The sequence below is a fragment of the Variovorax sp. MHTC-1 genome (assembly GCF_003984645.1).
Taxonomy (GTDB): domain Bacteria; phylum Pseudomonadota; class Gammaproteobacteria; order Burkholderiales; family Burkholderiaceae_C; genus Variovorax.
In genome coordinates, this window is sequence record NZ_RWKI01000004.1 from 276,254 (window position 1) to 296,301 (window position 20,048).

16 protein-coding genes are annotated in these 20,048 nt (G+C 68.9%); 12 read left to right on the forward strand and 4 right to left on the reverse strand.

What is annotated here, in order from left to right; translation table 11 throughout:
- Window positions 1–7: 7 nt before the first annotated feature.
- Both EJI01_RS28730 and EJI01_RS09375 read right to left on the reverse strand, forming a co-directional pair.
- Window positions 8–148, reverse strand: a complete 141-nt coding sequence (locus EJI01_RS28730) for a hypothetical protein (protein WP_185878875.1) — start codon at window positions 146–148, stop codon at window positions 8–10.
- 14 nt (window positions 149–162) lie between these two features.
- Window positions 163–1,380 carry an MFS transporter gene (locus EJI01_RS09375; protein ID WP_126836836.1) on the reverse strand — a complete coding sequence of 406 codons (1,218 nt, stop codon included), beginning with the start codon at window positions 1,378–1,380 and terminating at the stop codon, window positions 163–165.
- Window positions 1,381–1,535: 155 nt separating this feature from the next.
- Here EJI01_RS09375 and EJI01_RS09380 point away from each other — a divergent pair, with 155 nt between their 5' ends.
- The 5 genes from EJI01_RS09380 to EJI01_RS09395 all read left to right on the forward strand — a co-directional run bounded on the left by EJI01_RS09380 (window position 1,536) and on the right by EJI01_RS09395 (window position 7,276).
- Window positions 1,536–3,512: a DNA topoisomerase IV subunit B gene (locus EJI01_RS09380; protein ID WP_126836837.1), complete on the forward strand. Its 1,977-nt coding sequence runs from the start codon at window positions 1,536–1,538 to the stop codon at window positions 3,510–3,512.
- A 92-nt stretch (window positions 3,513–3,604) separates the two neighbouring features.
- Window positions 3,605–4,483: a lytic transglycosylase domain-containing protein gene (locus tag EJI01_RS09385; protein WP_126836838.1), complete on the forward strand. Its 879-nt coding sequence runs from the start codon at window positions 3,605–3,607 to the stop codon at window positions 4,481–4,483.
- Window positions 4,484–4,489: 6 nt separating this feature from the next.
- On the forward strand, window positions 4,490–4,636 hold the full coding sequence (locus EJI01_RS28735) for a hypothetical protein (protein ID WP_185878876.1): 147 nt from the start codon (window positions 4,490–4,492) through the stop codon (window positions 4,634–4,636).
- Window positions 4,637–4,684: 48 nt separating this feature from the next.
- A complete protein-coding gene (gene parC, locus EJI01_RS09390) occupies window positions 4,685–7,075 on the forward strand; it encodes a DNA topoisomerase IV subunit A (RefSeq protein ID WP_126836839.1) in 2,391 nt (796 codons plus the stop codon).
- Window positions 7,076–7,090: 15 nt separating this feature from the next.
- Window positions 7,091–7,276 carry a hypothetical protein gene (locus EJI01_RS09395; RefSeq protein ID WP_126836840.1) on the forward strand — a complete coding sequence of 62 codons (186 nt, stop codon included), beginning with the start codon at window positions 7,091–7,093 and terminating at the stop codon, window positions 7,274–7,276.
- Between the two features lie 57 nt (window positions 7,277–7,333).
- Here EJI01_RS09395 and EJI01_RS09400 read toward each other — a convergent pair whose 3' ends face one another.
- On the reverse strand, window positions 7,334–8,425 hold the full coding sequence (locus tag EJI01_RS09400) for an MBL fold metallo-hydrolase (protein WP_126836841.1): 1,092 nt from the start codon (window positions 8,423–8,425) through the stop codon (window positions 7,334–7,336).
- A 105-nt stretch (window positions 8,426–8,530) separates the two neighbouring features.
- Between EJI01_RS09400 and EJI01_RS09405 the strand changes: the two genes are divergently transcribed.
- Together EJI01_RS09405 and EJI01_RS09410 are read left to right on the forward strand one after the other, a co-directional pair.
- Window positions 8,531–12,079: a patatin-like phospholipase family protein gene (locus EJI01_RS09405; RefSeq protein ID WP_126836842.1), complete on the forward strand. Its 3,549-nt coding sequence runs from the start codon at window positions 8,531–8,533 to the stop codon at window positions 12,077–12,079.
- A 6-nt stretch (window positions 12,080–12,085) separates the two neighbouring features.
- Window positions 12,086–12,958: a GDSL-type esterase/lipase family protein gene (locus tag EJI01_RS09410; protein ID WP_126836843.1), complete on the forward strand. Its 873-nt coding sequence runs from the start codon at window positions 12,086–12,088 to the stop codon at window positions 12,956–12,958.
- A 119-nt stretch (window positions 12,959–13,077) separates the two neighbouring features.
- Here EJI01_RS09410 and EJI01_RS09415 read toward each other — a convergent pair whose 3' ends face one another.
- Window positions 13,078–14,781, reverse strand: a complete 1,704-nt coding sequence (locus tag EJI01_RS09415) for a hypothetical protein (RefSeq protein WP_126836844.1) — start codon at window positions 14,779–14,781, stop codon at window positions 13,078–13,080.
- A gap of 161 nt (window positions 14,782–14,942) precedes the next feature.
- Between EJI01_RS09415 and EJI01_RS09420 the strand changes: the two genes are divergently transcribed.
- The 5 genes from EJI01_RS09420 to EJI01_RS09440 all read left to right on the forward strand — a co-directional run bounded on the left by EJI01_RS09420 (window position 14,943) and on the right by EJI01_RS09440 (window position 19,956).
- Window positions 14,943–15,680 (forward strand): sugar phosphate isomerase/epimerase family protein, encoded by a 738-nt coding sequence (locus EJI01_RS09420; protein WP_126836845.1) that lies wholly within the window; start codon window positions 14,943–14,945, stop codon window positions 15,678–15,680.
- Window positions 15,677–16,627 carry a sugar kinase gene (locus EJI01_RS09425; protein ID WP_126836846.1) on the forward strand — a complete coding sequence of 317 codons (951 nt, stop codon included), beginning with the start codon at window positions 15,677–15,679 and terminating at the stop codon, window positions 16,625–16,627. Before EJI01_RS09420 ends, EJI01_RS09425 begins: the two co-directional genes overlap by 4 nt.
- Window positions 16,627–17,610: a 2-hydroxyacid dehydrogenase gene (locus tag EJI01_RS09430; protein ID WP_126836847.1), complete on the forward strand. Its 984-nt coding sequence runs from the start codon at window positions 16,627–16,629 to the stop codon at window positions 17,608–17,610. Before EJI01_RS09425 ends, EJI01_RS09430 begins: the two co-directional genes overlap by 1 nt.
- 14 nt (window positions 17,611–17,624) lie before the next feature.
- The gene (locus EJI01_RS09435) at window positions 17,625–18,650 is read left to right on the forward strand and encodes a LacI family DNA-binding transcriptional regulator (RefSeq protein ID WP_126836848.1); all 1,026 of its coding nucleotides are present in this window, start codon (window positions 17,625–17,627) and stop codon (window positions 18,648–18,650) included.
- Window positions 18,651–18,771: 121 nt separating this feature from the next.
- Window positions 18,772–19,956 carry a saccharopine dehydrogenase family protein gene (locus tag EJI01_RS09440; protein WP_126836849.1) on the forward strand — a complete coding sequence of 395 codons (1,185 nt, stop codon included), beginning with the start codon at window positions 18,772–18,774 and terminating at the stop codon, window positions 19,954–19,956.
- Window positions 19,957–20,048 lie beyond the last annotated feature (92 nt).

Here is a 20,048-nt window from a genome sequence, read left to right on the forward strand (position 1 = left end):
TCGTGGCTCAGAAGCAGGCCCAGATCTGGTCCGCCAGCGTCACCAGGAAGCCCGGGCGGGTGTAGAGCGCGAACACGCCTAGCAGTGCCAGCGCGGCCGCCCCCAGCCAGCCGGCTTGCACGAGGCGATGGCGTGTGCTCGGACGCATAGCGGGAGGACCTCTCAGGCCGGCTGAGGAAGCGGACGCGCGATCGCGCCTTCCTTGACCGGCAGGTTGACGAGCGCCGCGAACACGCCGAACGCGATCGCGAGGTACCAGACGATGGCGTAGCTGCCGGTGCTGTCGTAGAGATAGCCGCCGAGCCAGACACCGAGGAAGGAGCCGACCTGGTGGCTCAGGAACACGAAGCCGCCCAGCATCGAGAGATGCGCCACGCCGAAGATCTGCGCCACGATGCCACTGGTCAGCGGCACGGTCGACAGCCAGAGGAAGCCCATCGCGCTCGCGAACACGTACACCGTGAGCGGCGAGATCGGCGCCAGCAAGAAGATCGCGATCGCCGCCGCGCGGCTGAAGTAGATGGCGGCCAGCAGCTTGCGTTTGGCCAGCCGGGTCCCCAGTGAGCCCGCGACGTAGGTGCCGAAGACGTTGAACAACCCGACCAGCGCCAGCGCATAGCTCGCCACCTCGGGCGAGAGCCCTTTGTCGCGCAGGTAGCTCGGCATGTGCACGCCGATGAACGCCAACTGGAAACCGCAGACGAAATAGCCCGCCATCAGCAGCACGAAGCTCGGGTACTTGAAGGCCTCGCCCACCGCCTGAAGGATGGTCTGGTCGCGGGGCACGACGGCGCCGGTACCGTGGCGCGGCTCGCGCAGGCCGAGCGCGAGCGGCACGATCAAGAGCACCATGAGCGCCAGCACCAGCAACGCCGTCTGCCAGCCGAAGCCCGCTATCAGGTGCCCCTCCACCGGCACCATGAGGAACTGGCCGAAGGAGCCGGCCGCGGCGGCCACGCCCATGGCCCAGGAGCGTCGCTCCACCGGAATCTGGCGGCCGATCACGCCGTAGATCACCGCGTAGGTGGTGCCGGCCTGAGCGGCGCCGATCAGCACGCCCGCCGTCAGCGCGAACATGAGCGGCGTGGGCGAGAGCGCCATGCCCGCGAGGCCCAATGCGTAGAACACAGCCCCCGCCACCAGCACGCGAAAGGCGCCCAGTTTGTCGGCCAGCATGCCGGCGAAAACGCCGATCACGCCCCAGGACAGGTTCTGGATCGCGAGCGCGAGCGAGAAGCTCTGGCGCGACCAGCCCTGTTCCAGCGTGATCGGCTGCAGCCAGAGACCGAAGCCGTGGCGGATGCCCATCGAGAGGGTGACGATCATGGCGCCGCAGAACAGGACTTGCTTGAGCGACAGCGGCTTCAGGGTGGAATGCATCCAGGCAATGTATCCAAAAGCATGGATACCCGTGTGCCACGGCGGCGACGGGCATTGTTGATATTTTCGGGGCGCGCTGATGCGCGGGCTGCATCAGAGGGGCTTCTGTATGTCCATACAGGTTTTTCGCCGGGCCACGCATACAATCCGCCCCCATGGCGACCCTCAGCAAGACTCCCCCGGCCTATTCGGAAGGCTCGATCCGCGTTCTCAAGGGCCTCGAGCCCGTCAAGCAGCGTCCGGGCATGTACACCCGCACCGACAACCCGCTGCACATCATCCAGGAAGTGCTGGACAACGCCGCCGACGAGGCGCTCGCGGGCTACGGCAAGAAGATCAAGGTCACGCTGCACGCCGACGGCTCGGTCAGCGTCGAGGACGACGGCCGCGGCATCCCCTTCGGCCTGCATCCGGAAGAAAAGGCGCCCGTGGTCGAACTGGTGTTCACCCGGCTGCACGCGGGCGGCAAGTTCGACAAGGGCTCGGGCGGCGCCTACAGCTTCTCGGGCGGCCTGCACGGCGTGGGCGTGTCGGTGACAAATGCACTGTCGAAGCGCCTCGAGGTCCAGTCCTACCGCGAAGGCAAGGCGGCACAGCTCGCGTTCTCGGGCGGCGACGTGATCGAGCCGCTGGTCGTGCGGCCGATCGACGGCGGCGAACGCAGGCAGGGCACCACGGTGCGTGCATGGCCCGATGCCAAGTACTTCGAATCGCCGCAGCTTCCCATCAACGAACTGACCCACCTGCTGCGCAGCAAGGCCGTGCTGATGCCGGGCGTGACCGTCACGCTGGTCGTCGAGAAGACCAAGGAAACGCAGCAATGGCTCTACAAGGGCGGCCTGCGCGACTACCTGATGCAGACGCTCAACGGCGATCCGGTGATCCCGCTGTTCGAAGGCGCGGGCCATGCCGACAAGAATGCCGACAACTTCGCCGAAGGCGAGGGCGCCGAGTGGTGCGTGGCCTTCACCGAGGACGGCCAGCCGGTGCGCGAGAGCTACGTCAACCTGATCCCGACCAGCGCCGGCGGCACGCACGAGAGCGGCCTGCGCGACGGCTTGTTCAACGCGGTCAAGAGCTTCATCGAACTGCACTCGCTCTTGCCCAAGGGCGTGAAGCTGCTGCCGGAGGACGTGTTCGCGCGTGCCTCCTACGTCCTCTCGGCCAAGGTGCTCGATCCGCAGTTCCAGGGCCAGATCAAGGAACGGCTCAATTCGCGCGACGCCGTGCGGCTGGTGTCCAGCTTCGTGCGGCCCGCGCTGGAGTTGTGGCTCAACCAGCACGTCGACTACGGCAAGAAGCTCGCCGAGCTGGCCATCAAGGCGGCGCAGACGCGCCAGAAGGCCGGCCAGAAGGTCGAGAAGCGCAAGGGCTCGGGCGTCGCCGTGCTGCCCGGCAAGCTGACCGACTGCGAGAGCAAGGACATCGCGCACAACGAAGTGTTCCTGGTCGAGGGCGACTCGGCCGGCGGCAGCGCCAAGATGGGCCGCGACAAGGAAAGCCAGGCCATCCTGCCGCTGCGCGGCAAGGTGCTCAACACCTGGGAAGTGGAGCGCGATCGCCTGTTCGCCAACACCGAGATCCACGACATCTCGGTCGCGATCGGCATCGATCCGCACGGTCCCGAGGACACGCCCGACATGTCTGGCCTGCGCTACGGCAAGGTGTGCATCCTGAGCGATGCCGACGTCGACGGCTCGCACATCCAGGTGCTGCTCTTGACGCTGTTCTTCCGCCATTTCCCGAAACTGATCGAAACCGGCCACGTGTATGTCGCCAAGCCGCCGCTGTTTCGCGTCGACGCGCCGGCGCGCGGCAAGAAGCCGGCCTCGAAGGTCTACGCGCTCGACGAGGGCGAGCTGGTCGCCATCCTCGACAAGCTGCGCAAGGACGGCGTGCGCGAAGGCGCCTGGAGCATCAGCCGCTTCAAGGGACTGGGCGAAATGAGCGCCGAGCAGCTGTGGGAGACCACGCTCAATCCCGACACGCGTCGCCTGCTGCAGGTGCGCCTGGGCCGCTTCGACGTTTCGGGCACGCAGGGCGAGATCACCAAGCTGATGGGCAAGGGCGAGGCCGCGGCGCGGCGCGAGTTGATGGAGCTGCGCGCCGACGATGTGGAAGTCGACGTTTGAGGGCGTGACGCTGAGAGCGTTCAGGCCGAAAATGCAGCTCCCCAACCGTTCGGACTGAGCTCGTCGAAGTCACGCCCCGAACGGCAACTCCCATGCGCACCCTTGGTCGTCTCTTTCCGCTGCTGTTGGCCCTGCTGTTGTCGATGACGCAGCTGTCTGCGCACGCGGCCGACATCTACGGCTACGTCGACGCCAAGGGCGTCGCGCATTTCGCGCCCGAGAAGCTCGACGAGCGCTACCAGCTCTTCTTCCGCGGCGGCCAGAGCTTCGACACCGCCGACGGCATCGGCCCGCTTTCGCGCGGCCGCGGCGGCAGGATCGACGGCAAGGTGCCGCGCGCCTCGCAGACGCTGCTCGCGCTGTTCGAGGCCTCGCCCAGCTACAAGCCCGCCCAGGGTGCGTTGCGCGAAGCCGCCAAGCGCCATGCGATCGACTACGAACTGCTGCAGGCGCTGATCGCCACCGAGTCGGGCTTCGACGCGCAGGCCGTGTCGCCCAAGGGCGCGCTCGGCCTCATGCAATTGATGCCGGCCACCGCGCAGCGCTACGGCGTGCGGGCCGACAAGCGCGGCTCGCTCGAGAAGAAGCTGTTCGACCCGCGCGTCAATATCGCGGCCGGCTCGCGCTACCTGAGCGACCTGATCGAGATGTTCCCCGGCGACATCGAGCTCGCGCTTGCGGCCTACAACGCGGGCGAGGGCGCGGTGCAGCGCGCCGGCAACAAGATACCGAACTACCGCGAGACGCAGAACTACGTGAAGACGGTACTGCAGCTCTATGCCTATCTCAAGCCCTCGGCGGTTGCAGGTCGCGGCGGCAAGGCGCCGGGCCGCGTGCGCATGGAACTCGCACCGCCGCGCGGCGGCGCCATCGGCCGCGGCAACCTGCCGCCGGATTCGCGCAGCGTGCCCGCGATGCCGTCCCTGCCCGAGCCGCCGCAAGGGTTGCGGCTCGATCCCGCGCTGTCCTGAGACGCTATGCAACGCCGAAACTTCGTTCTCGCCACCGCGCTGGCCGCCACGACCGGCGCGGCGCGCGCGCAGCACCATCTGCCCGTGAGCCCGTCTTTGGTCGAGCCTTACGCCAAGCTGCAACGCGGCGTGCCGCATCTCACCTTGGCCTGAGCGCAGTCCTTCGCATCTTTTTTTTCTTCTTCTTCCAGTCTCTTCTTCATGGATTCCCAGCCCCCGCTCGATCTTCTAGCTCCCGACGACGATGGCGACAACGCCCTCACGCTGGCCGACTACGCACAGACCGCCTACCTCGAATACGCGCTCAGCGTGGTCAAGGGCCGCGCGCTGCCCGACGTCAGCGACGGCCAGAAGCCGGTGCAGCGGCGCATTCTTTATTCGATGTCGCGCATGGGCCTGGGCTTCGGCGGCGCCAACGGCACCGTGGGCGCCAAGCCGGTCAAGAGCGCGCGCGTGGTCGGCGACGTGCTGGGCCGCTTCCATCCGCACAGCGACCAGGCGGCCTATGACGCGCTGGTGCGCATGGCGCAGGATTTTTCGCAGCGCTATCCGCTGGTCGACGGACAGGGCAATTTCGGCAGCCGCGACGGCGACGGCGCCGCGGCCATGCGCTACACCGAGGCGCGGCTGGCGCGCATCACCAGCCTGCTGCTCGACGAGATCGACGAAGGCACGGTCGACTTCATCCCCAACTACGACGGTTCGACCGAAGAGCCGCGCCTCCTGCCCGCGCGGCTGCCCTTCACGCTGCTCAACGGCGCGAGCGGCATCGCCGTCGGCCTGGCCACCGAGATCCCGAGCCACAACCTGCGCGAGATCGCCGACGCCTGCGTGGCGCTGATCAAGTCGAACGGCAAGCTCAGCGAAGAAGAGCTGTTCGCGCTGGTGCCCGGCCCCGACTATCCCGGCGGCGCGCAGATCATCAGCGGCCCGGCCGACATCGCCGAGGCCTACCGCACCGGCCGCGGCTCGCTCAAGGTGCGCGCGCGCTGGAAGATCGAGGATCTCGCGCGCGGCCAGTGGCAGCTGGTGGTCAACGAGCTGCCGCCGGGCGTCAGCACGCAGAAGGTGCTGGAAGAGATCGAGGAGCTCACCAATCCCAAGATCCGCGCCGGCAAGAAGGCACTCACGGCCGAGCAGACGCAATTGAAGGCGGCCGTGCTCTCGGTGCTCGACGTGGTGCGCGACGAGTCCAGCAAGGACGCGGCCGTGCGCCTGGTGTTCGAGCCCAAGACCTCGCGCATCGGCCAGGAGGAGTTCATCACCACGCTGCTGGCGCAGACCTCGCTCGAGAGCTCCTCGCCGATCAATCTCACGATGGTCGGCATCGACGGCAAGCCGACGCAGAAGTCGCTGCGCCAGATGCTCAACGAGTGGATCGCGTTCCGCGAGATCACGGTCGAGAAGCGCTCGCGCCATCGCCTGGGCAAGGTGCAGGACCGCATTCACATCCTCGAAGGCCGGCAGCTGGTGCTGCTCAACATCGACGAGGTGATCGCGATCATCCGCGCAGCCGAGGACCCGAAGGCGGCGCTGATCGCGCGCTTCGACCTGAGCGAGCGGCAGGCCGAGGACATCCTCGAGATCCGCCTGCGCCAGTTGGCGCGGCTGGAGGCGATCAAGATCGAGCAGGAGCTGAAGGGCCTGCGCGAGGAACAGAAGAAGCTCGAGGACATCCTCGCGAGCCCGGCCGCGCTGCGCCGCCTGCTGGTGAAGGAGATTGAGCAGGACGCGCGGAGCTTCGAGGACCCGCGCCGCACGCTGATCCAGGCCGAGAAGCGCGCCGTCGCCGAGGTGCGCGTGGTCGACGAGCCGGTGACGGTGATCGTCTCGCAGAAGGGCTGGGTCCGCACGCAGAAGGGATGGGCCAGCGAACGCGCCGCGGGTGCGGCCGCGCCCGAGTACAGCTTCAAGTCCGGCGATGCGCTCTACGGCGCCTTCGAGTGCCGCTCGGTCGACACCTTGCTGGTCTTCGGCACCGCCAAGGACAAGACCGTGCGCGTCTACACCGTGCCCGTGGCTTCGCTGCCCGGCGGGCGCGGCGACGGCCAGCCGGTCACGACGCTGATCGATCTCGACAGCGGCACGCACGTGGCGCACTACTTCGCCGGACCGCCCGGGGCGGCGCTGCTGCTCGCCAACACGGGCGGCTACGGATTCATCGCCTCGGTCGAGAACATGATGTCGCGCCAGCGCGGCGGCAAGGCCTTCGTCGACGTCGGCGAGGGCGAGCAGCTCACCCGGCCTTCGCTGGTCGGCGGCGCGAGCGGCGCCGAGCCGATGCCGGCGGCGACGCATGTGGCCTGCGCCTCGACGGGCGGACGCATCCTGACCTTCGAGATCCTCGAGATGAAGGCGCTGCCCAAGGGCGGCCGCGGGCTCATGCTGATCGACCTCGACGCCAAGGACACGCTCGCCGGCGCCGCGGCCTACACGCGCAGCGTGAAGATCGAAGGCATCGGCCGCGGCGGCAAGGAGCGCGAGGAGACGCTCGAGATCCGCACGCTCAACAACGCGCGCGCCAGCCGCGCGCGCAAGGGCAAGGCGGCCGACCTCGGCTTCAAGCCCGCGAGCATCGTACGCGTGCTCTGAGGACAGGAGACACGCATGGATCTCGGACCCGTCGGCATCTTCGTGCTCGTGGTCACCAGCGCCTGCAGCTTCCTGCTTGCACGCTGGCTCAGCAAGCGCTGGCGCGATGCGCGCCGGGAGCGCGAAAAGCGCGCCGCGGAGGCTGCGCAAAGCCGGCAGGTGCGGCGCGCGCGCGAGCGGTCCAAGAGCCGTTCGGGCTGAGCTTGTCGAAGCCAGCGCCCCGGCTTCGACAAGCTCGGACCGACCGGACAGCGCGGCCTACTTCAAGCGCTCCCACCAGCGCACATTCGTGCGCGGCCGGCCGATGGTCAGCACCTCGCCGATCTCCGGCGTCGCAAGCTCGATCTTCTTCGCCTGCGACAAGTCCGCAATGCGGTCCAGCGGATCGCGCCAGGTGTGGAAGGCGAGGTCGAAGGTGCTGTTGTGCACCACGTAGAGCATCTTGCCGCGCAGCTCCTGGAAGGCTTGCACGCTCTCTTCGGGCGACATGTGCACCGAAGGCCAGTAGCTGTCGTAGGCGCCGTTTTCCATCAGCGCCAGGTCGAAGCCGCCGAAGCGCTCGCCGATCTGCCTGAAGCCGCCGAAATAGCCCGAGTCGCCGCTGTAGAAGATGCGCTCGCCGCCGCTCTGGATCACCCAGGAAGCCCAGAGCGTCTTGTTGCGGTCGTTCAGCGTGCGGCCCGAGAAGTGCTGCGCCGGCGTCGCCGTGAGGCCGACACCGTCGTGTTCCGTCGCCTGCCACCAGTCGAACTCGGCCACGCGCTCGGCCGGCACGCCCATCTCGACCACGCGGGCGCGCACGCCCAGCGGCACGAAATAGCGCTGCACGCGCTGCGCGAGGTACTCGATGGTCGCGACATCGAGGTGGTCGTAGTGGTCGTGCGAGAGGATCAGCCCCTCGATCGGCGGCAGCTGCTCGAGCGTGAGCGGCGGCTTGTGGAAGCGCCTGGGGCCGACGAACTGGAAAGGCGACGCGCGTTCGCTGAACACGGGATCGATCAGCCAGTACTTGCCGCGCAGCTTGAGCAGGTGCGAGGAATGGCCGAGGCGGATCACGTGGTTCGCCTGCGAATCCAGGGCCTCGAGTTGCGCGGTGGTCATGGCGCGCACGGGGATCGGATCGACGGGCACGGTGCCGTTCTTGTTGGCCGTGAGAAAGCGCGACCAGATCTTCCAGGAGCCCTGGGAGGGCAGCGCCTGCGGATTCGGCATGTTCTCGAAGACGCAGCCCTTGAATTGCGGCGAGGCGCCGTACGGGCTCTCGCAGGCGCTGGTGCTGCTGGCGCAGCCGGCGATCAGGCCGAAGGCGGCGGCCAAAAAGAGACTCTTGAACATGAGGTCGTTTGTCATCGCCGCGAGCTTAACCACTGCAACCTGCATCCGGCATAGACCGTTTGCGGCATTGATACCCCTCGCCAAGCGTGAAATATTTCACGCGGAACGACGAGGAGCCGCATGGACGACACCATCCAAGAGCTGGTGGCAACGCGCCGCAAGGCGCTGGCGGGCGTCGACGACGGCCGCCGGCCCTGGGGCTTGGCCCTGTCGGGCGGTGGCATCCGCAGCGCCACCTTCTGCCTCGGCCTGATGAAGGCGCTGGCCGCGCGCCGGCAACTGCTCAAGTTCGACCTGATCTCGACCGTCTCGGGCGGCGGCTACATCGGCGCCACCCTGGGCCGGCTCTGCACCGAAGCGAAATCGGCCGAAGAGGTGCGCGACATCGAGCGCGCGATGGGCGACGTCGACCGCGCGCGCTTCGGCTGGTGGCTGCGCAGCAACGGCCGCTATCTCATTCCGGGCGGGCTGCGCGACACGTTGTTCGCCAGCGCGCTCTACCTGCGCAACCTGCTGGGCACGCACATCGAGATCGCGATCGCCGCCGGCCTGATCGGCATGGTGCTCGCCGCCGTCAACCTGCTGCTGTGGGACACGGTGTTCCGTGCCGTGGACCTCAACAGCCTGCCTTCGGATGTGCTGGCCGGCGCCACCGATCTAGCGAGCGTGCATTCGGCGCGCCTGCTGGTGCAATGGTCGACGCAGTGGCCGACGCTGTGGTTCACGCTGATCGGCCCCTTCATCGCCTCGGTGGTGCTGGCCTGCGCCTACTGGTCGGTGCGCGACAAGCCGTCCACCTCGTCGATGCTGGTGCAGGTGGCGATGTGGTGCGCGCTCGGCGCCGGCGCCTGCTGGATCGGGCCGCGCCTGGTGCTCCACTACAGCGGGCCGCTCTGGCTGGCGCCCGCCTTCGTGGCCTTTGCGCTGTGCTGGGTCGTCGCGCTGCTGTGGGTGCTGTGGCGCAGCAACAGGCGCACGCCGGCGCAGCTGCGCAACGAGCTGACCGAGGCGCTCGCGGCCGTGATCAACTCCGCATTGCTGATCGTGATGCTGGGCCTGCTCGACCGCAGCGCCTGGTGGCTCGCCGCCGAAACGCAGCGGGAGCGCGCTTCCTATGGGGCGGCGCTGCTGATCGTTGCGGCGGCCTTGCGCGGCGTGCTGCCGATGCTGCTGTCGCAGAAGCGCGAGGCGCCTGGCATCGGCAAGACGCTGATGCTGACGCTCGCCAGCCTGTTCGGCCTGGTGCTGGCCTTCTGCCTCGCGGCCTGGTGGGTCGGCGTGGTCTATTCGGTGGCGCTGCTGCCCGTGTTCACGCCCGAGGGGCTGGACTTCTCGCGCGGCTGGGTCTGGCTCGGCACCATCGCCGTCATCGTCGGCAGCTATGCGCTGGTCACCGGGCGCAACTTCGGCTTTCTCAACGTCTCCTCGCTGCACATGTTCTACAAGGCGCGCATCGTGCGCGGCTACCTCGGGGCCGCCAACGCGAAGCGCCTGGGCGCCAGTCCGACGGACGCGGTCTCGGGCCTGGAGCCGCCGCGGGTGCCGGTCGGCGAGGTCGACGCGCGCGACGACATCTCGCAGTTGCGCTATGCGCCGCACCTGCATGGCGGGCCGGTGCATCTCGCCAACGTCTGCATCAACCAGACGCACGACCCCAAGCAGCGCCTGTTCAACCGCGACCGCAAGAGCCAGCCGCTCACCATCGGCCCGCTGGGCTGGATGCAGGCCGGCGGCGCCAACTGGGCGCAGGCGCACGGCGATGGCGCGCTCACCCTCGGCGCATGGACGGCGATTTCGGGCGCGGCCTTCGCACCCGGCCTCGGCCGGCTCACCAAGCGCGGCATCGCGGCGCTGTCGGTGTTCGCGGGGCTGCGCCTGGGCTACTGGTGGAACAGTGCCGAAGCCGGCATCGTGCAGCGCGGCGCAGCCGTGCATGCCAGCCCGTTGCTGATGAAGACGCGCTTCATGCTGCTCGAATGCTTCGGCGCCTTTCCCGGCAGCAGCTCGGCCAACTGGTTCCTGAGCGACGGCGGCCATTTCGAGAATACCGGCGCCTACGCGCTGCTGCGCCAGCAGGCCTCGCTGATCGTGATCGCCGATTGCGGCGCCGATCCGGAGTACCGCTTCTGCGACCTCGAGGTGCTGATCCGCCGCGCCCGCATCGACCTCAACGCAGAGATCACCTTCATGAAGCCCCGGCCCGGCGCCGACTGGGCGCACCTGGGCGCCTTCGGTTCGCTCAACGATCTCGCCTCGTCCCACAGCCAGGCCTGCCTGGCGCTCGCGCAGGTGCGCTATGCGAGCGGCGCGACGGGACAGATCGTGCTGGTCAAGCCCAACGTCTCGGCGACGCTGCCGGTCGACCTGGTGAATTTCAAGGCCTCCAATCCGCTCTTTCCGCAGCAGCCGACCACCGACCAGTTCTTCGACGAAGCCCAGTGGGAGAGCTATTTCCGGCTCGGCGCCGAGATCGGCTCGCGCCTCGAAGGCGAGATGCTCGACGAGGTGGCGATGGGCGCGCCGGGGCTCTTCGTCCCCGACGATGGCCAGGCGCAGCCGCCGGTGCGTGCGGCCGATGCCGATCGCGACGACAAGGACAGCGCAGCCGCACCGACTGCCGGCGCGATGAGCCGGCTGCAGGCCCGCGTGATGAGGGCCGGCGCGATGACGGCCTCGGTCGGACTCGGCACGGCCGCCACCTTCGGCGTCGCGGCCTGGCAGGGCATCGACAGCTGGCGCGTGCAGCGCGCCGAGACGCAGAAGGCCGAGAACAGCGCGTTCAAGGACCTCACCGAGCTCTGGGCCCGCCTGCGCGCCGGCACCGCGACGAACGAAGCGCCGGCGCTCCTGGCTGCCGAGCTGCTGCGCACCGGCGACCTGCTGTGCCGCGACGGCAGCGAGAACTTCATGGCGAAGTTCCGGCTCTCGGTGCGCATCGTCGACGATGCCAAGCAGGCCTGCGTCAACGAAGCGGCCGAGCAGCGCACGCCGGCCTGCGCGCGCCTGCTCGACCCCGGCAACGGCATCGACTGCCTGCAGCCGGCGCAGGCGCCGGCCTGCGCGCCGCGCTACTGGGCGCGCGACTATTCCGGGCAGACGGGTTCCAAGCAGAACTGCAGCGGCACCTTGCCCGAGCCCTGGCCGGTGGTGGTGTGGCTGCGCGATCGGATCGCCGGGCCGCCCGGGGTGCAGGTCGCCGCCGCGCCGCCGCCGGTCGTGCAGGGCGCGCAGCCGCCTTACATGCCGCGGTCGGCCCAAAACGGCGAAACGCCGGCGAACGGCGCGCCTGCCGCACCGGCCGCGGTCGCACCGCCGCCCGGCGTGTGCAACGATACCGTGGTCTACATCCAGACCTACGGCTCCGCGCTGCGGGACAAGGCCCGCGCGTGGCGCGGACCCTGGCGCGCGCTGGGCGCTTCGGTGCCGCCGATGGAGGACGTGCTCAGCACCTCGCGCCGGGCCGGACGCTCGCCGCCCACCGGCCATCCCGAGCCTAGCGTGATCATTCGCGACGAGACGGCGCGCGCCTGTGCGCAGGCCCTGGTGCAGACCGCTGCTTCCCCGACCGGCCAGCCCTGGGTCATCAAGCTGCTGCCGCGCTCGATCAGGGCGGCGCCCGGCGCGATCGAGGTGTGGCTGCCGCGGAGCAAGGACGCGTCCGCGGGTTGACGAATCATGGCCACATCCGACAAGCCCGTACGAATCATTCGACCCGAGCAGCTAGGCTTCGGCGAAGGCAGCATCAGCCCCTCGGATTTCGGCTGGCACATGCTGGCCGACGGCGACTCGTGGTTCTCCTTCGGTTCGCTCTTCGGCAACAACCTGCTGAACCGGCTGGTCCTCGGGCGCAGCACGCTGGTGACCAGCACCGCGCGTCCGAGCGACACGTTGGCCCGCATGGTCGACTGGTGGCGCGACCCGGCCTTCGCCAGCTTGGTCGACGGCGGTCCGCAGGGCCTGCGGGCCTGGAAGTTCGATGCGATCCTGCTGAGCGGCGGCGGCAACGACCTGGTCGATGCGGTCAGCGACAAGCGAGTCGACCAGCAGCTGCTGCGCAAGCTGCCGCCGGGCAGCGATCCGGCTTCGCCCGCGGACTGCATTCATCCAGAGGCCTGGGTGCTGTTCGAGCGCTACCTGCGCGAGAACTTCCGGCTCGTGTCGCGCCTGGCCGCGGACAGCGCGCTCAACAGCGCCACGCCGATCTTCGTGCACACCTACGAATACCCGACGCCCCGCAACGCGGCGGCGGCGCCGGGCAGGGGCCCCTGGCTGCTGCCGGCCCTGGTTGCGCATCGCATTCCGAAATCGATGCACCTGGAGCTCGCGAAGCACCTGATCGACCGACTGGCCGGCGTCGTGCGCACGCTGGGCCTCGCCAACGTGCATGTGATCGACACGCTGGGCACCACATTGACACCCGCCGATCCGGACAGCGAAGGCGACAGCAACGATTGGCTGAACGAAATCCACCCCAATTCGAAAGGCTACGGCAAGCTGGCTGACGTGTGGCGCGATGCGATCGAAGCGGTGATCGCGCCCGTCACGTAGGCGCGACCTGGCCCGCGGCGGCTCGCTGCGCAATCCGCCCGCATCGAACGAGAACAGCGCGAACTTGACCGACGAGGAGCCGGCGTTGAAGGTGATGACGTGGCCGGACACGATCGCCCTCAATCGGAGCCCGGCCGCCAGACCCGCATCAGCACCGCCAGCTTGGTGCGAAAGGTGTGGCGCTCGTCCGAGAGCGCATCCAGAAAGTCCGACAGCCGCTTCGACTTGACCATGGTGTAGACCGTGAGGCAGGTGGTCAGCACGCCCACCACCGCGAACCATGTCAGCTTGCGCGAGAGCGGCGCCTCGGCCTCGGCCAGCAGGTTCATGCCGAGGAAGCCGGTGGTGATGGTGCCGATCAGGCCGAACAGCGTGACTACCGTGAGCCGCACCACCGTGTTGGCCTGGCGGCGCAGGCTGTCGGCGTCCAGATACGTGTTCATGTCGGCGATGCGTACCTTGACCTCCTCGTAGAGCGGATCGAGCCCGAGGTGCGTGGTGCACAGGTGCGACAGCGCGCGCACCTGCGCCTGTTCCGAGATCTCGTGAAACCAGTAGCGGTGCGTGAAGCGAAGAAAGGTCTCGAAGCTCCTGCGGATCGTGCGCTTGAAGCGCTTGACGCTGGCCACGTCGTGCACGTTGAGCATGCGCAGCGCCTCGACCAGGCGGTCGGAGAACATCAGCAACGCGGCCTTCTGGAAATGCGCGATCAGGAACAGCAGGAAGTGCTGGTGCCGGAACTGCGCCAGCACGCCGCGGTCGCGGCAGCAGAAGAATTCGGAGCGCGCGTCGCCGACCACGACGAGCGCTCGGCCGTTGCACATGTAGCGCGTGTTGGGCGCCGCGCCGGCATCGACCCAGAAGCGGTCGTAGCAATACTTCTGCTCGAAGTCGGCCACGTGTTCCTCGGCGTAGGGCAGAGGGCCGGCGCCGCCGAGGGCCGGCTCGGCCGCGCCCGTGACCAGGGCCAGGCGGACGAAGTCGTTGCGCGTGAGCCGGCGCGGGTCGTCGAGCGAGAGGTACGCCATCACCGGCATGCGGTAGTACTCGAGCTGGCGGAAGCGCAGCTCGCCCGGCTGCTCCGAATGGTCGCTCACCAGCGGCTGCATCAGCCAGGCCCAGTGCGCGGCAATGCGCGGCGCGCGGTGCTCGGCCACGTGCGAGAGAAAGGCCTCCCGGTTCTGCACGTCCGAACTCGAAAGCACGCTGCCGTCGCTGCCCAGCCATTCGACGCTGTGCATGCAATGCAGCGCGGCGCCCTGGGCATCCCAGCCGCCCGGATAGGCGCGGCCGAAGCGGTAGAGGATCTCCTGCGCCAGCGGCAGGCTCAGGTCGTCGGAGCCGACTTCCAGGTTGAGCAGCACCAGGTCGACGTCGTAGAAGAAATAGAGGTCAACGTGCACTACCCGCAGCACGACGGGCGCATCGCCGGGCCGGGGCACCACGCGCACGGCGGCGATGTCGCGCCGGCGGAAGATGCGCATCGGCGAATCGCCGCCGTCGGGGCCGCCGGACTGGCGCCGGGCGCGGCCTTCGCCGTAGAGGAAGCGCTGCACGTAAGGCAGGAAGCTCACGAACTCGTTGTAGTGGCGCTCGTGGAAGCGCTCGCTGTTGCCCGTGTACTCGTCGATCTCCTCGCGCCAGGGCGAAGCATCGCCGAGCTCGCGCAGCGCGTCCCAGGGGCTGCGCTGCGCGTGGCGGGGCTGCGTCGTCGGCATCAGCCGCAGGGGCCACAACAGGGCCTGCCGCAGATGGCGCACGGTGGGCGCGGCGACCGCACTTTCGCCCTCTGTAGCGGCGTCCGGCAGAGTGGGGGTCAGCATCGGGCGAGTGTAGGCAGAAGGCTCGCTAGGGGAAATCCCTGATGTGATGCTGAAACCGGTTTCATACACTTCGTTCGCTCGCGCCGAAGTCCTGTTCCCTCACCGGGGCAACACCAGCGGCCCCGCAAAGCCGGTTCCGCGGTGTTCCTGGAAGGAGGCACATGAACGTCCTGATTTCTTTGTCGTCCTTCGGCGCGGCCGAGGTAGGGCGGCATGGTCAGCCCTGGTGCGCGCAACTGGCCATGGCAGCCGGCGCCGACAGCGTCGAGGTGCGCGGCGAGCTGCTGCGTGACCCCGCGGCCGAGCTGCCTGCGCTCGCGGGCCTCGCCTCGGTCTACTCGAGCCCCGAAGGTCTCTGCGCCGAAGGCGGCTGGCTCGACAGCGCCGCACTCGCCCGTGGCCTCGCTGCCGCGACCACGCTGGGCGCGCGCCGGCTCAAGATGTCGATCGGGGACTTTCGCGCGTCCTCGCACAGCGCGCTGGCCGGCCTGCGCGCGCAGCTCGCCGAAACGCCGATCGAGCTCGTGATCGAGAACGACCAGACCGTGGCGGCCGGCACGCTGCCCGCGCTGCAAAGCTTCTTCGATGCAGTCGACAATGCCGGGCTCGATCTCGGCATGACCTTCGACATGGGCAACTGGCACTGGCTCGGCGAATGCCCGCTGCAGGCGGCAGAAGCACTGGCCTCGCGTGTGCGCTACGTGCATTGCAAGGGGGTGCAGCGCTTGGCGGCCAAATGGGTCGCGGTGCCGCTGGCCGAATCCGCGGCGCCCTGGCGCGCCGTGCTGCGCGCCTTGCCGGCCGAGGTGCCGCACGCGATCGAATACCCTCTGGTCGGCGACGATTTGCTCGCCATCACGCGCGACCAGGTCGCGTATATCCGGGCATTGCGAACATGACAAACCCAGCCTTCGACGTCGCGCTCTTCGGCGAGGCCATGCTCTTGCTGGTGGCCGACCGGCCGGGACCGATCGAGAACGCCACCGCCTTCCACAAGCGCACCGCCGGTGCCGAAACCAATGTGGCGATCGGCCTCGCGCGCTTGGGCCTCAAGGTGGGCTGGGCCAGCCGGCTCGGCGCCGATTCGATGGGCCGCTCGCTGTTGGCCACCATGCAGGGCGAAGGCATCGATTGCTCGCATGTGATCAGCGACGCCACGCAGCGCACCGGCCTCCAGTTCAAGGGTCGCGTGACCGACGGCAGCGACCCGCCGATGGAATACCACCGCAAGGGCTCGGCCGCGAGCCACATGAGCCCGGCCGACGTCGACGAGGCCTGGCTGTGCTCGGCGCGGCACCTGCATGCGACCGGGGTGTTCGCGGCCATCTCCGACACCAGCCTGCAGGCCGCGATCAAGAGCATGGAGGTGATGCGCGCGGCGGGCCGCACGATTTCCTTCGACCCCAACCTGCGGCCCACGCTGTGGGCGTCGACCGATGTGATGCGGCGCGCGATCAACGACCTGGCGGCACGTGCCGACTGGGTGCTGCCCGGCATGGAAGAGGGCCTGCTGCTCACCGGCGAGAAAACGCCCGAGGGCGTGGCACATTTTTACCGGCAGCGCGGCGCGAAGCTGGTGGTGGTCAAGCTCGGCGCCGAGGGCGCCTACTATGACGGCGATGCGGCCGGCACCGGCCGCGTCGAAGGTTTCCCGGTCAAGCAAGTGGTCGACACCGTGGGCGCCGGCGACGGCTTCGCGGTCGGCGTGATCAGCGCGCTGCTGGAAGGCAAGACCGTGCCTGAGGCGGTGCGGCGTGCTGCCTGGATCGGCGCCCGTGCCGTGCAGGTGCTCGGCGACACCGAGGGCCTGCCGACGCGGGCGCAATTGAACGAAGCGAGGTTGTGATGCGCAAGAAGATCCTGGTCTTTCGCGAACTGCCAGACGACCAGTTGGCACGCCTGCAGGCGGTGCACGAGGTCACGGTCGCCAACCCGCGCATCGCGGCCGAGCGCGAGGCCTTCGAGGCCGCGCTGCCGCTGGCTCAGGGCCTGATCGGTTCGAGTTATCCGGTGGACGATGCGCTGCTCGAACGCACGCCCCAGCTCGAAGTGATCTCCAGTGTCTCGGTCGGCGTCGACAACTACGCGCTGGCCGTCCTGCATGCGCGCGGCATCATGCTGTGCCACACGCCCGGCGTGCTCGACGAGACGGTGGCCGACACCGTCTTCGCGCTCCTCATGGCGACCAGCCGCCGCGTGGTCGAGCTCTCCAACCTTGTGCGCGAGGGCCGCTGGTCCGAGAACATCGGCGAGGACCTGTTCGGCTTCGACGTGCACGGCAAGACGCTGGGCCTGCTGGGTTTCGGCCGCATCGGCCAGGCCATCGCGCGCCGCGCCGCTCTGGGCTTCGGCATGCCGGTGCTCTATCACGCGAGGCGCCCGGTCGACCTGGCCGTGCAGTCGCCCGAGCTGGTGGGGCGCGCGATGCACACGCCGCTCGATGAGCTGCTGGAACGCGCCGACTTCGTGGTCGCGATGCTGCCGCTCGCGGACAGCACGCGCGGCATGATCGACGAGCGCGTGTTCGGTCTCATGAAGCCGGGCGCCATCTTCATCAACGGCGGCCGCGGTGCCACCGTGCAGGAACACGCGCTGCTCGCCGCGCTCGACCAGGGCAGCTTGCGCGCCGCCGGCCTCGACGTGTTCGCGACCGAGCCGCTGCCTTTGGATTCGCCCTTGCGCACCCATCCGCGCGTGACGCCGCTGCCGCACATCGGCTCGGCCACGCACGAGACGCGGCATGCGATGGCCGAGCTGGCCACCACCAACCTGCTGCAGGCCCTGGCCGGCGAGCGGCCGGCGGCGGTTTACGACACGGCCTTCGCCTGAATTTGCGATCGCCCATGCAGCGCCCGGTCAAAGCAACGATTGCGGACGTCGCCAGGATGGCGGGCGTCTCCAAGGCCACCGTTTCGCGCTTCCTCAACCACCGCGAACGCCTGCTGAGCCCCGACATCGCGGCGCGCGTCGAGGCCGCGGTCGCGCAGCTGGCCTACACGCCGAGCCCGATGGCGCAGGCGCTGAGCCACGGCCGCTCGCGCCTGATCGGCCTGGTCGTGGCCGACATCACCAACCCCTACTCGGTCGCGGTGCTGCGCGGCGCCGAGAAGACCTGCCAGGACGCCGGCTACCTGGTGATGCTGTTCAACCTCGGCAACGACATCGACCGCGAGCGCGAGGCCATCGATGCGCTCGCCGGCTACCAGGTGGACGGCTTCATCCTCAACACGCTGGGCCGCGGCGCCGGCCTGGTCGATGTCGACGCGCTGCACGGCAAGCCGGCGGTGCTGGTGGATCGCCGCCATCCCGGCATGCACACCGACTTCGTATCGCTGGACAACCCGGCGGCGATGCAGGCCGCCTGCGGCCATCTGGTCGAGGGCGGCTATCGCGAGCTGCTCTACATCACCGAGCCGCAGAAGGGCGTGAGCTCGCGGCGCGAACGCACCGCCGCCTTCGGCGACTGCATCGCGGCGAACGAACCAGGCGTCGCGGGAGACGTGTTCGAGAGCACCGGCGACGACAGCGAGGCGCTCGATGCCGCGCTGCGCGCCCTGCACAAGCGCGCCAAGCGCGGGCGCCGCGCGGCTGTGCTGGCCGGCAATGCAGTCGTGACCTTGCGCGTGGCCTCGGCGATGGCGCGCCTGGGCTGGCGCTTCGGCGAGGAACTCGGTTTCGTCGGCTTCGACGATCCCGAATGGGCGCCCTTGATCGGGCCGGGTCTCAGCACCATCGCGCAGCCGACCGATGCGATCGGGCGTGCCGCGGCGACCTGTCTGATCGAGCGCCTGCGCGGCCTCGAAGGCCCCCCGCGGCAATTGCTGCTGCCCGGCGAGCTGGTGGTGCGGGGTTCGTCCGCCCCGGCCTGACCATTCGTTCGTGCGCGGCGTCGTTCCGCCGGAAACGCGCGACTTCGCGACGCATTGGCGGCTTCCGGCTGCCAGCACCTGCTCCTACAGTTTCTTCATCCAAACGATGAGGAGATGCTCGATGAGCCCGCAAGACATCCGCAAGGTCCTGGTGCTGGGCGCCGGCAAGGTCGGCAGCACGGTGGCCGACATGGTGGCCGAGTACCACCACCTGCCGGTCACGCTCGCGGACCGCACGCATGCCCATGCCGAGCCCGGCGACCGGCTGGTCGAGCGCATCGTGCTGGACGTGGAAGAGGACGCGGCGCTCGCGGCCGTGCTGGCGGGGCACCAGGTCGTGATCAACGCCTTGCCCTTCTACGTCACGGTGCGCGTCGCCACGGCTGCGCGGGCGCAGGGCGTGCACTACTTCGATCTCACGGAGGACGTGTCGGCTACCAGCGCCATCCGTGCGCTGGCCGAGGATGCATCCACCGTGCTGATGCCGCAGTGCGGGCTGGCACCGGGCGTGATCGGCATGCTCGGCATGCAACTGGCCGGCCGCTTCGAAACGCTGCATGACCTGCATCTGCGCGTCGGCGCGCTGACGCGCCATGCCACCAACCGGCTGCGCTACAACTTCACATGGAGCATCGACGGCCTGATCAACGAGTACTGCAACCCGTGCGCCGCTGTCGTGCAGGGCCGGCCGGTGTCGCTGCAGCCGCTGGAAGGGCACGAGACCCTGGTGCTCGACGGCGAGGCCTTCGAGGCCTTCAACACCTCGGGCGGGCTGGGCACGCTCGGCGAGACGCTCGCTGGCCGCGTACGCAACCTCGACTACAAGTCCCTTCGCTACCCAGGCCACCGCGATGCGATGGACTTCCTGCTGCACGACCTGCGCTTGGTCGAGCGCCGCGACCTGCTGCGCCAGGTGCTGGAACACGCCGTTCCCCACAGCCGGGAAGACGTGGTCATCGTGTTCGCATCGGCATCGGGCGAGCGGGGCGGGCGCTTCGAGCAGCAGACCCGCCTGGCCCGCATCGACGGCGGCCGGCTGCGCGGCGTGGACCGCACCGCGATCGAGCTGGCCACGGCCGCCGGAGTGGTCGGCGTGTTCGAGCTGCTGCACACCGGCCGGCTGCCGTCGCATGGCTTCGTGGGGCAGGAGCAGGTTTCGCTCGAAGCCTTTCTGTCCACGCGAGTCGGCGATTGCTATGCCGCGCTGGGCGACACCAAGACCGCCGCGCCAACGGCGCCCGCGGTGCCGCATCGGGCGCTTCGTGCAGGCAGGCGCGTGCGCAGCAACTCCGCGAAGCAGACGTAGAGGGCCGGGGTCGATTGTTGGTGAAGAGGAAACGGTGAGCTTCCGCCGGGCGCCTTCGGCGCTGCCGATGCGGCTTCAAACTCGCCACCTTG

Excerpts from the sequence above, each read along its gene's own strand:
- EJI01_RS09435 (WP_126836848.1), top strand. The coding sequence starts at position 17,625 with ATGCAGCGCCCGGTCAAAGCAACGATTGCGGACGTCGCCAGGATGGCG.
- EJI01_RS28735 (WP_185878876.1), top strand. The coding sequence starts at position 4,490 with ATGCAACGCCGAAACTTCGTTCTCGCCACCGCGCTGGCCGCCACGACC.
- EJI01_RS09430 (WP_126836847.1), top strand. The coding sequence starts at position 16,627 with ATGCGCAAGAAGATCCTGGTCTTTCGCGAACTGCCAGACGACCAGTTG.
- EJI01_RS09385 (WP_126836838.1), top strand. The coding sequence starts at position 3,605 with ATGCGCACCCTTGGTCGTCTCTTTCCGCTGCTGTTGGCCCTGCTGTTG.
- EJI01_RS09405 (WP_126836842.1), top strand. The coding sequence starts at position 8,531 with ATGGACGACACCATCCAAGAGCTGGTGGCAACGCGCCGCAAGGCGCTG.
- EJI01_RS09425 (WP_126836846.1), top strand. The coding sequence starts at position 15,677 with ATGACAAACCCAGCCTTCGACGTCGCGCTCTTCGGCGAGGCCATGCTC.
- EJI01_RS09420 (WP_126836845.1), top strand. The coding sequence starts at position 14,943 with ATGAACGTCCTGATTTCTTTGTCGTCCTTCGGCGCGGCCGAGGTAGGG.
- EJI01_RS09410 (WP_126836843.1), top strand. The coding sequence starts at position 12,086 with ATGGCCACATCCGACAAGCCCGTACGAATCATTCGACCCGAGCAGCTA.
- EJI01_RS09415 (WP_126836844.1), bottom strand. The coding sequence starts at position 14,781 with ATGCTGACCCCCACTCTGCCGGACGCCGCTACAGAGGGCGAAAGTGCG.
- EJI01_RS09400 (WP_126836841.1), bottom strand. The coding sequence starts at position 8,425 with ATGACAAACGACCTCATGTTCAAGAGTCTCTTTTTGGCCGCCGCCTTC.
- EJI01_RS09380 (WP_126836837.1), top strand. The coding sequence starts at position 1,536 with ATGGCGACCCTCAGCAAGACTCCCCCGGCCTATTCGGAAGGCTCGATC.
- EJI01_RS09375 (WP_126836836.1), bottom strand. The coding sequence starts at position 1,380 with ATGCATTCCACCCTGAAGCCGCTGTCGCTCAAGCAAGTCCTGTTCTGC.
- EJI01_RS28730 (WP_185878875.1), bottom strand. The coding sequence starts at position 148 with ATGCGTCCGAGCACACGCCATCGCCTCGTGCAAGCCGGCTGGCTGGGG.
- EJI01_RS09440 (WP_126836849.1), top strand. The coding sequence starts at position 18,772 with ATGAGCCCGCAAGACATCCGCAAGGTCCTGGTGCTGGGCGCCGGCAAG.
- parC (WP_126836839.1), top strand. The coding sequence starts at position 4,685 with ATGGATTCCCAGCCCCCGCTCGATCTTCTAGCTCCCGACGACGATGGC.
- EJI01_RS09395 (WP_126836840.1), top strand. The coding sequence starts at position 7,091 with ATGGATCTCGGACCCGTCGGCATCTTCGTGCTCGTGGTCACCAGCGCC.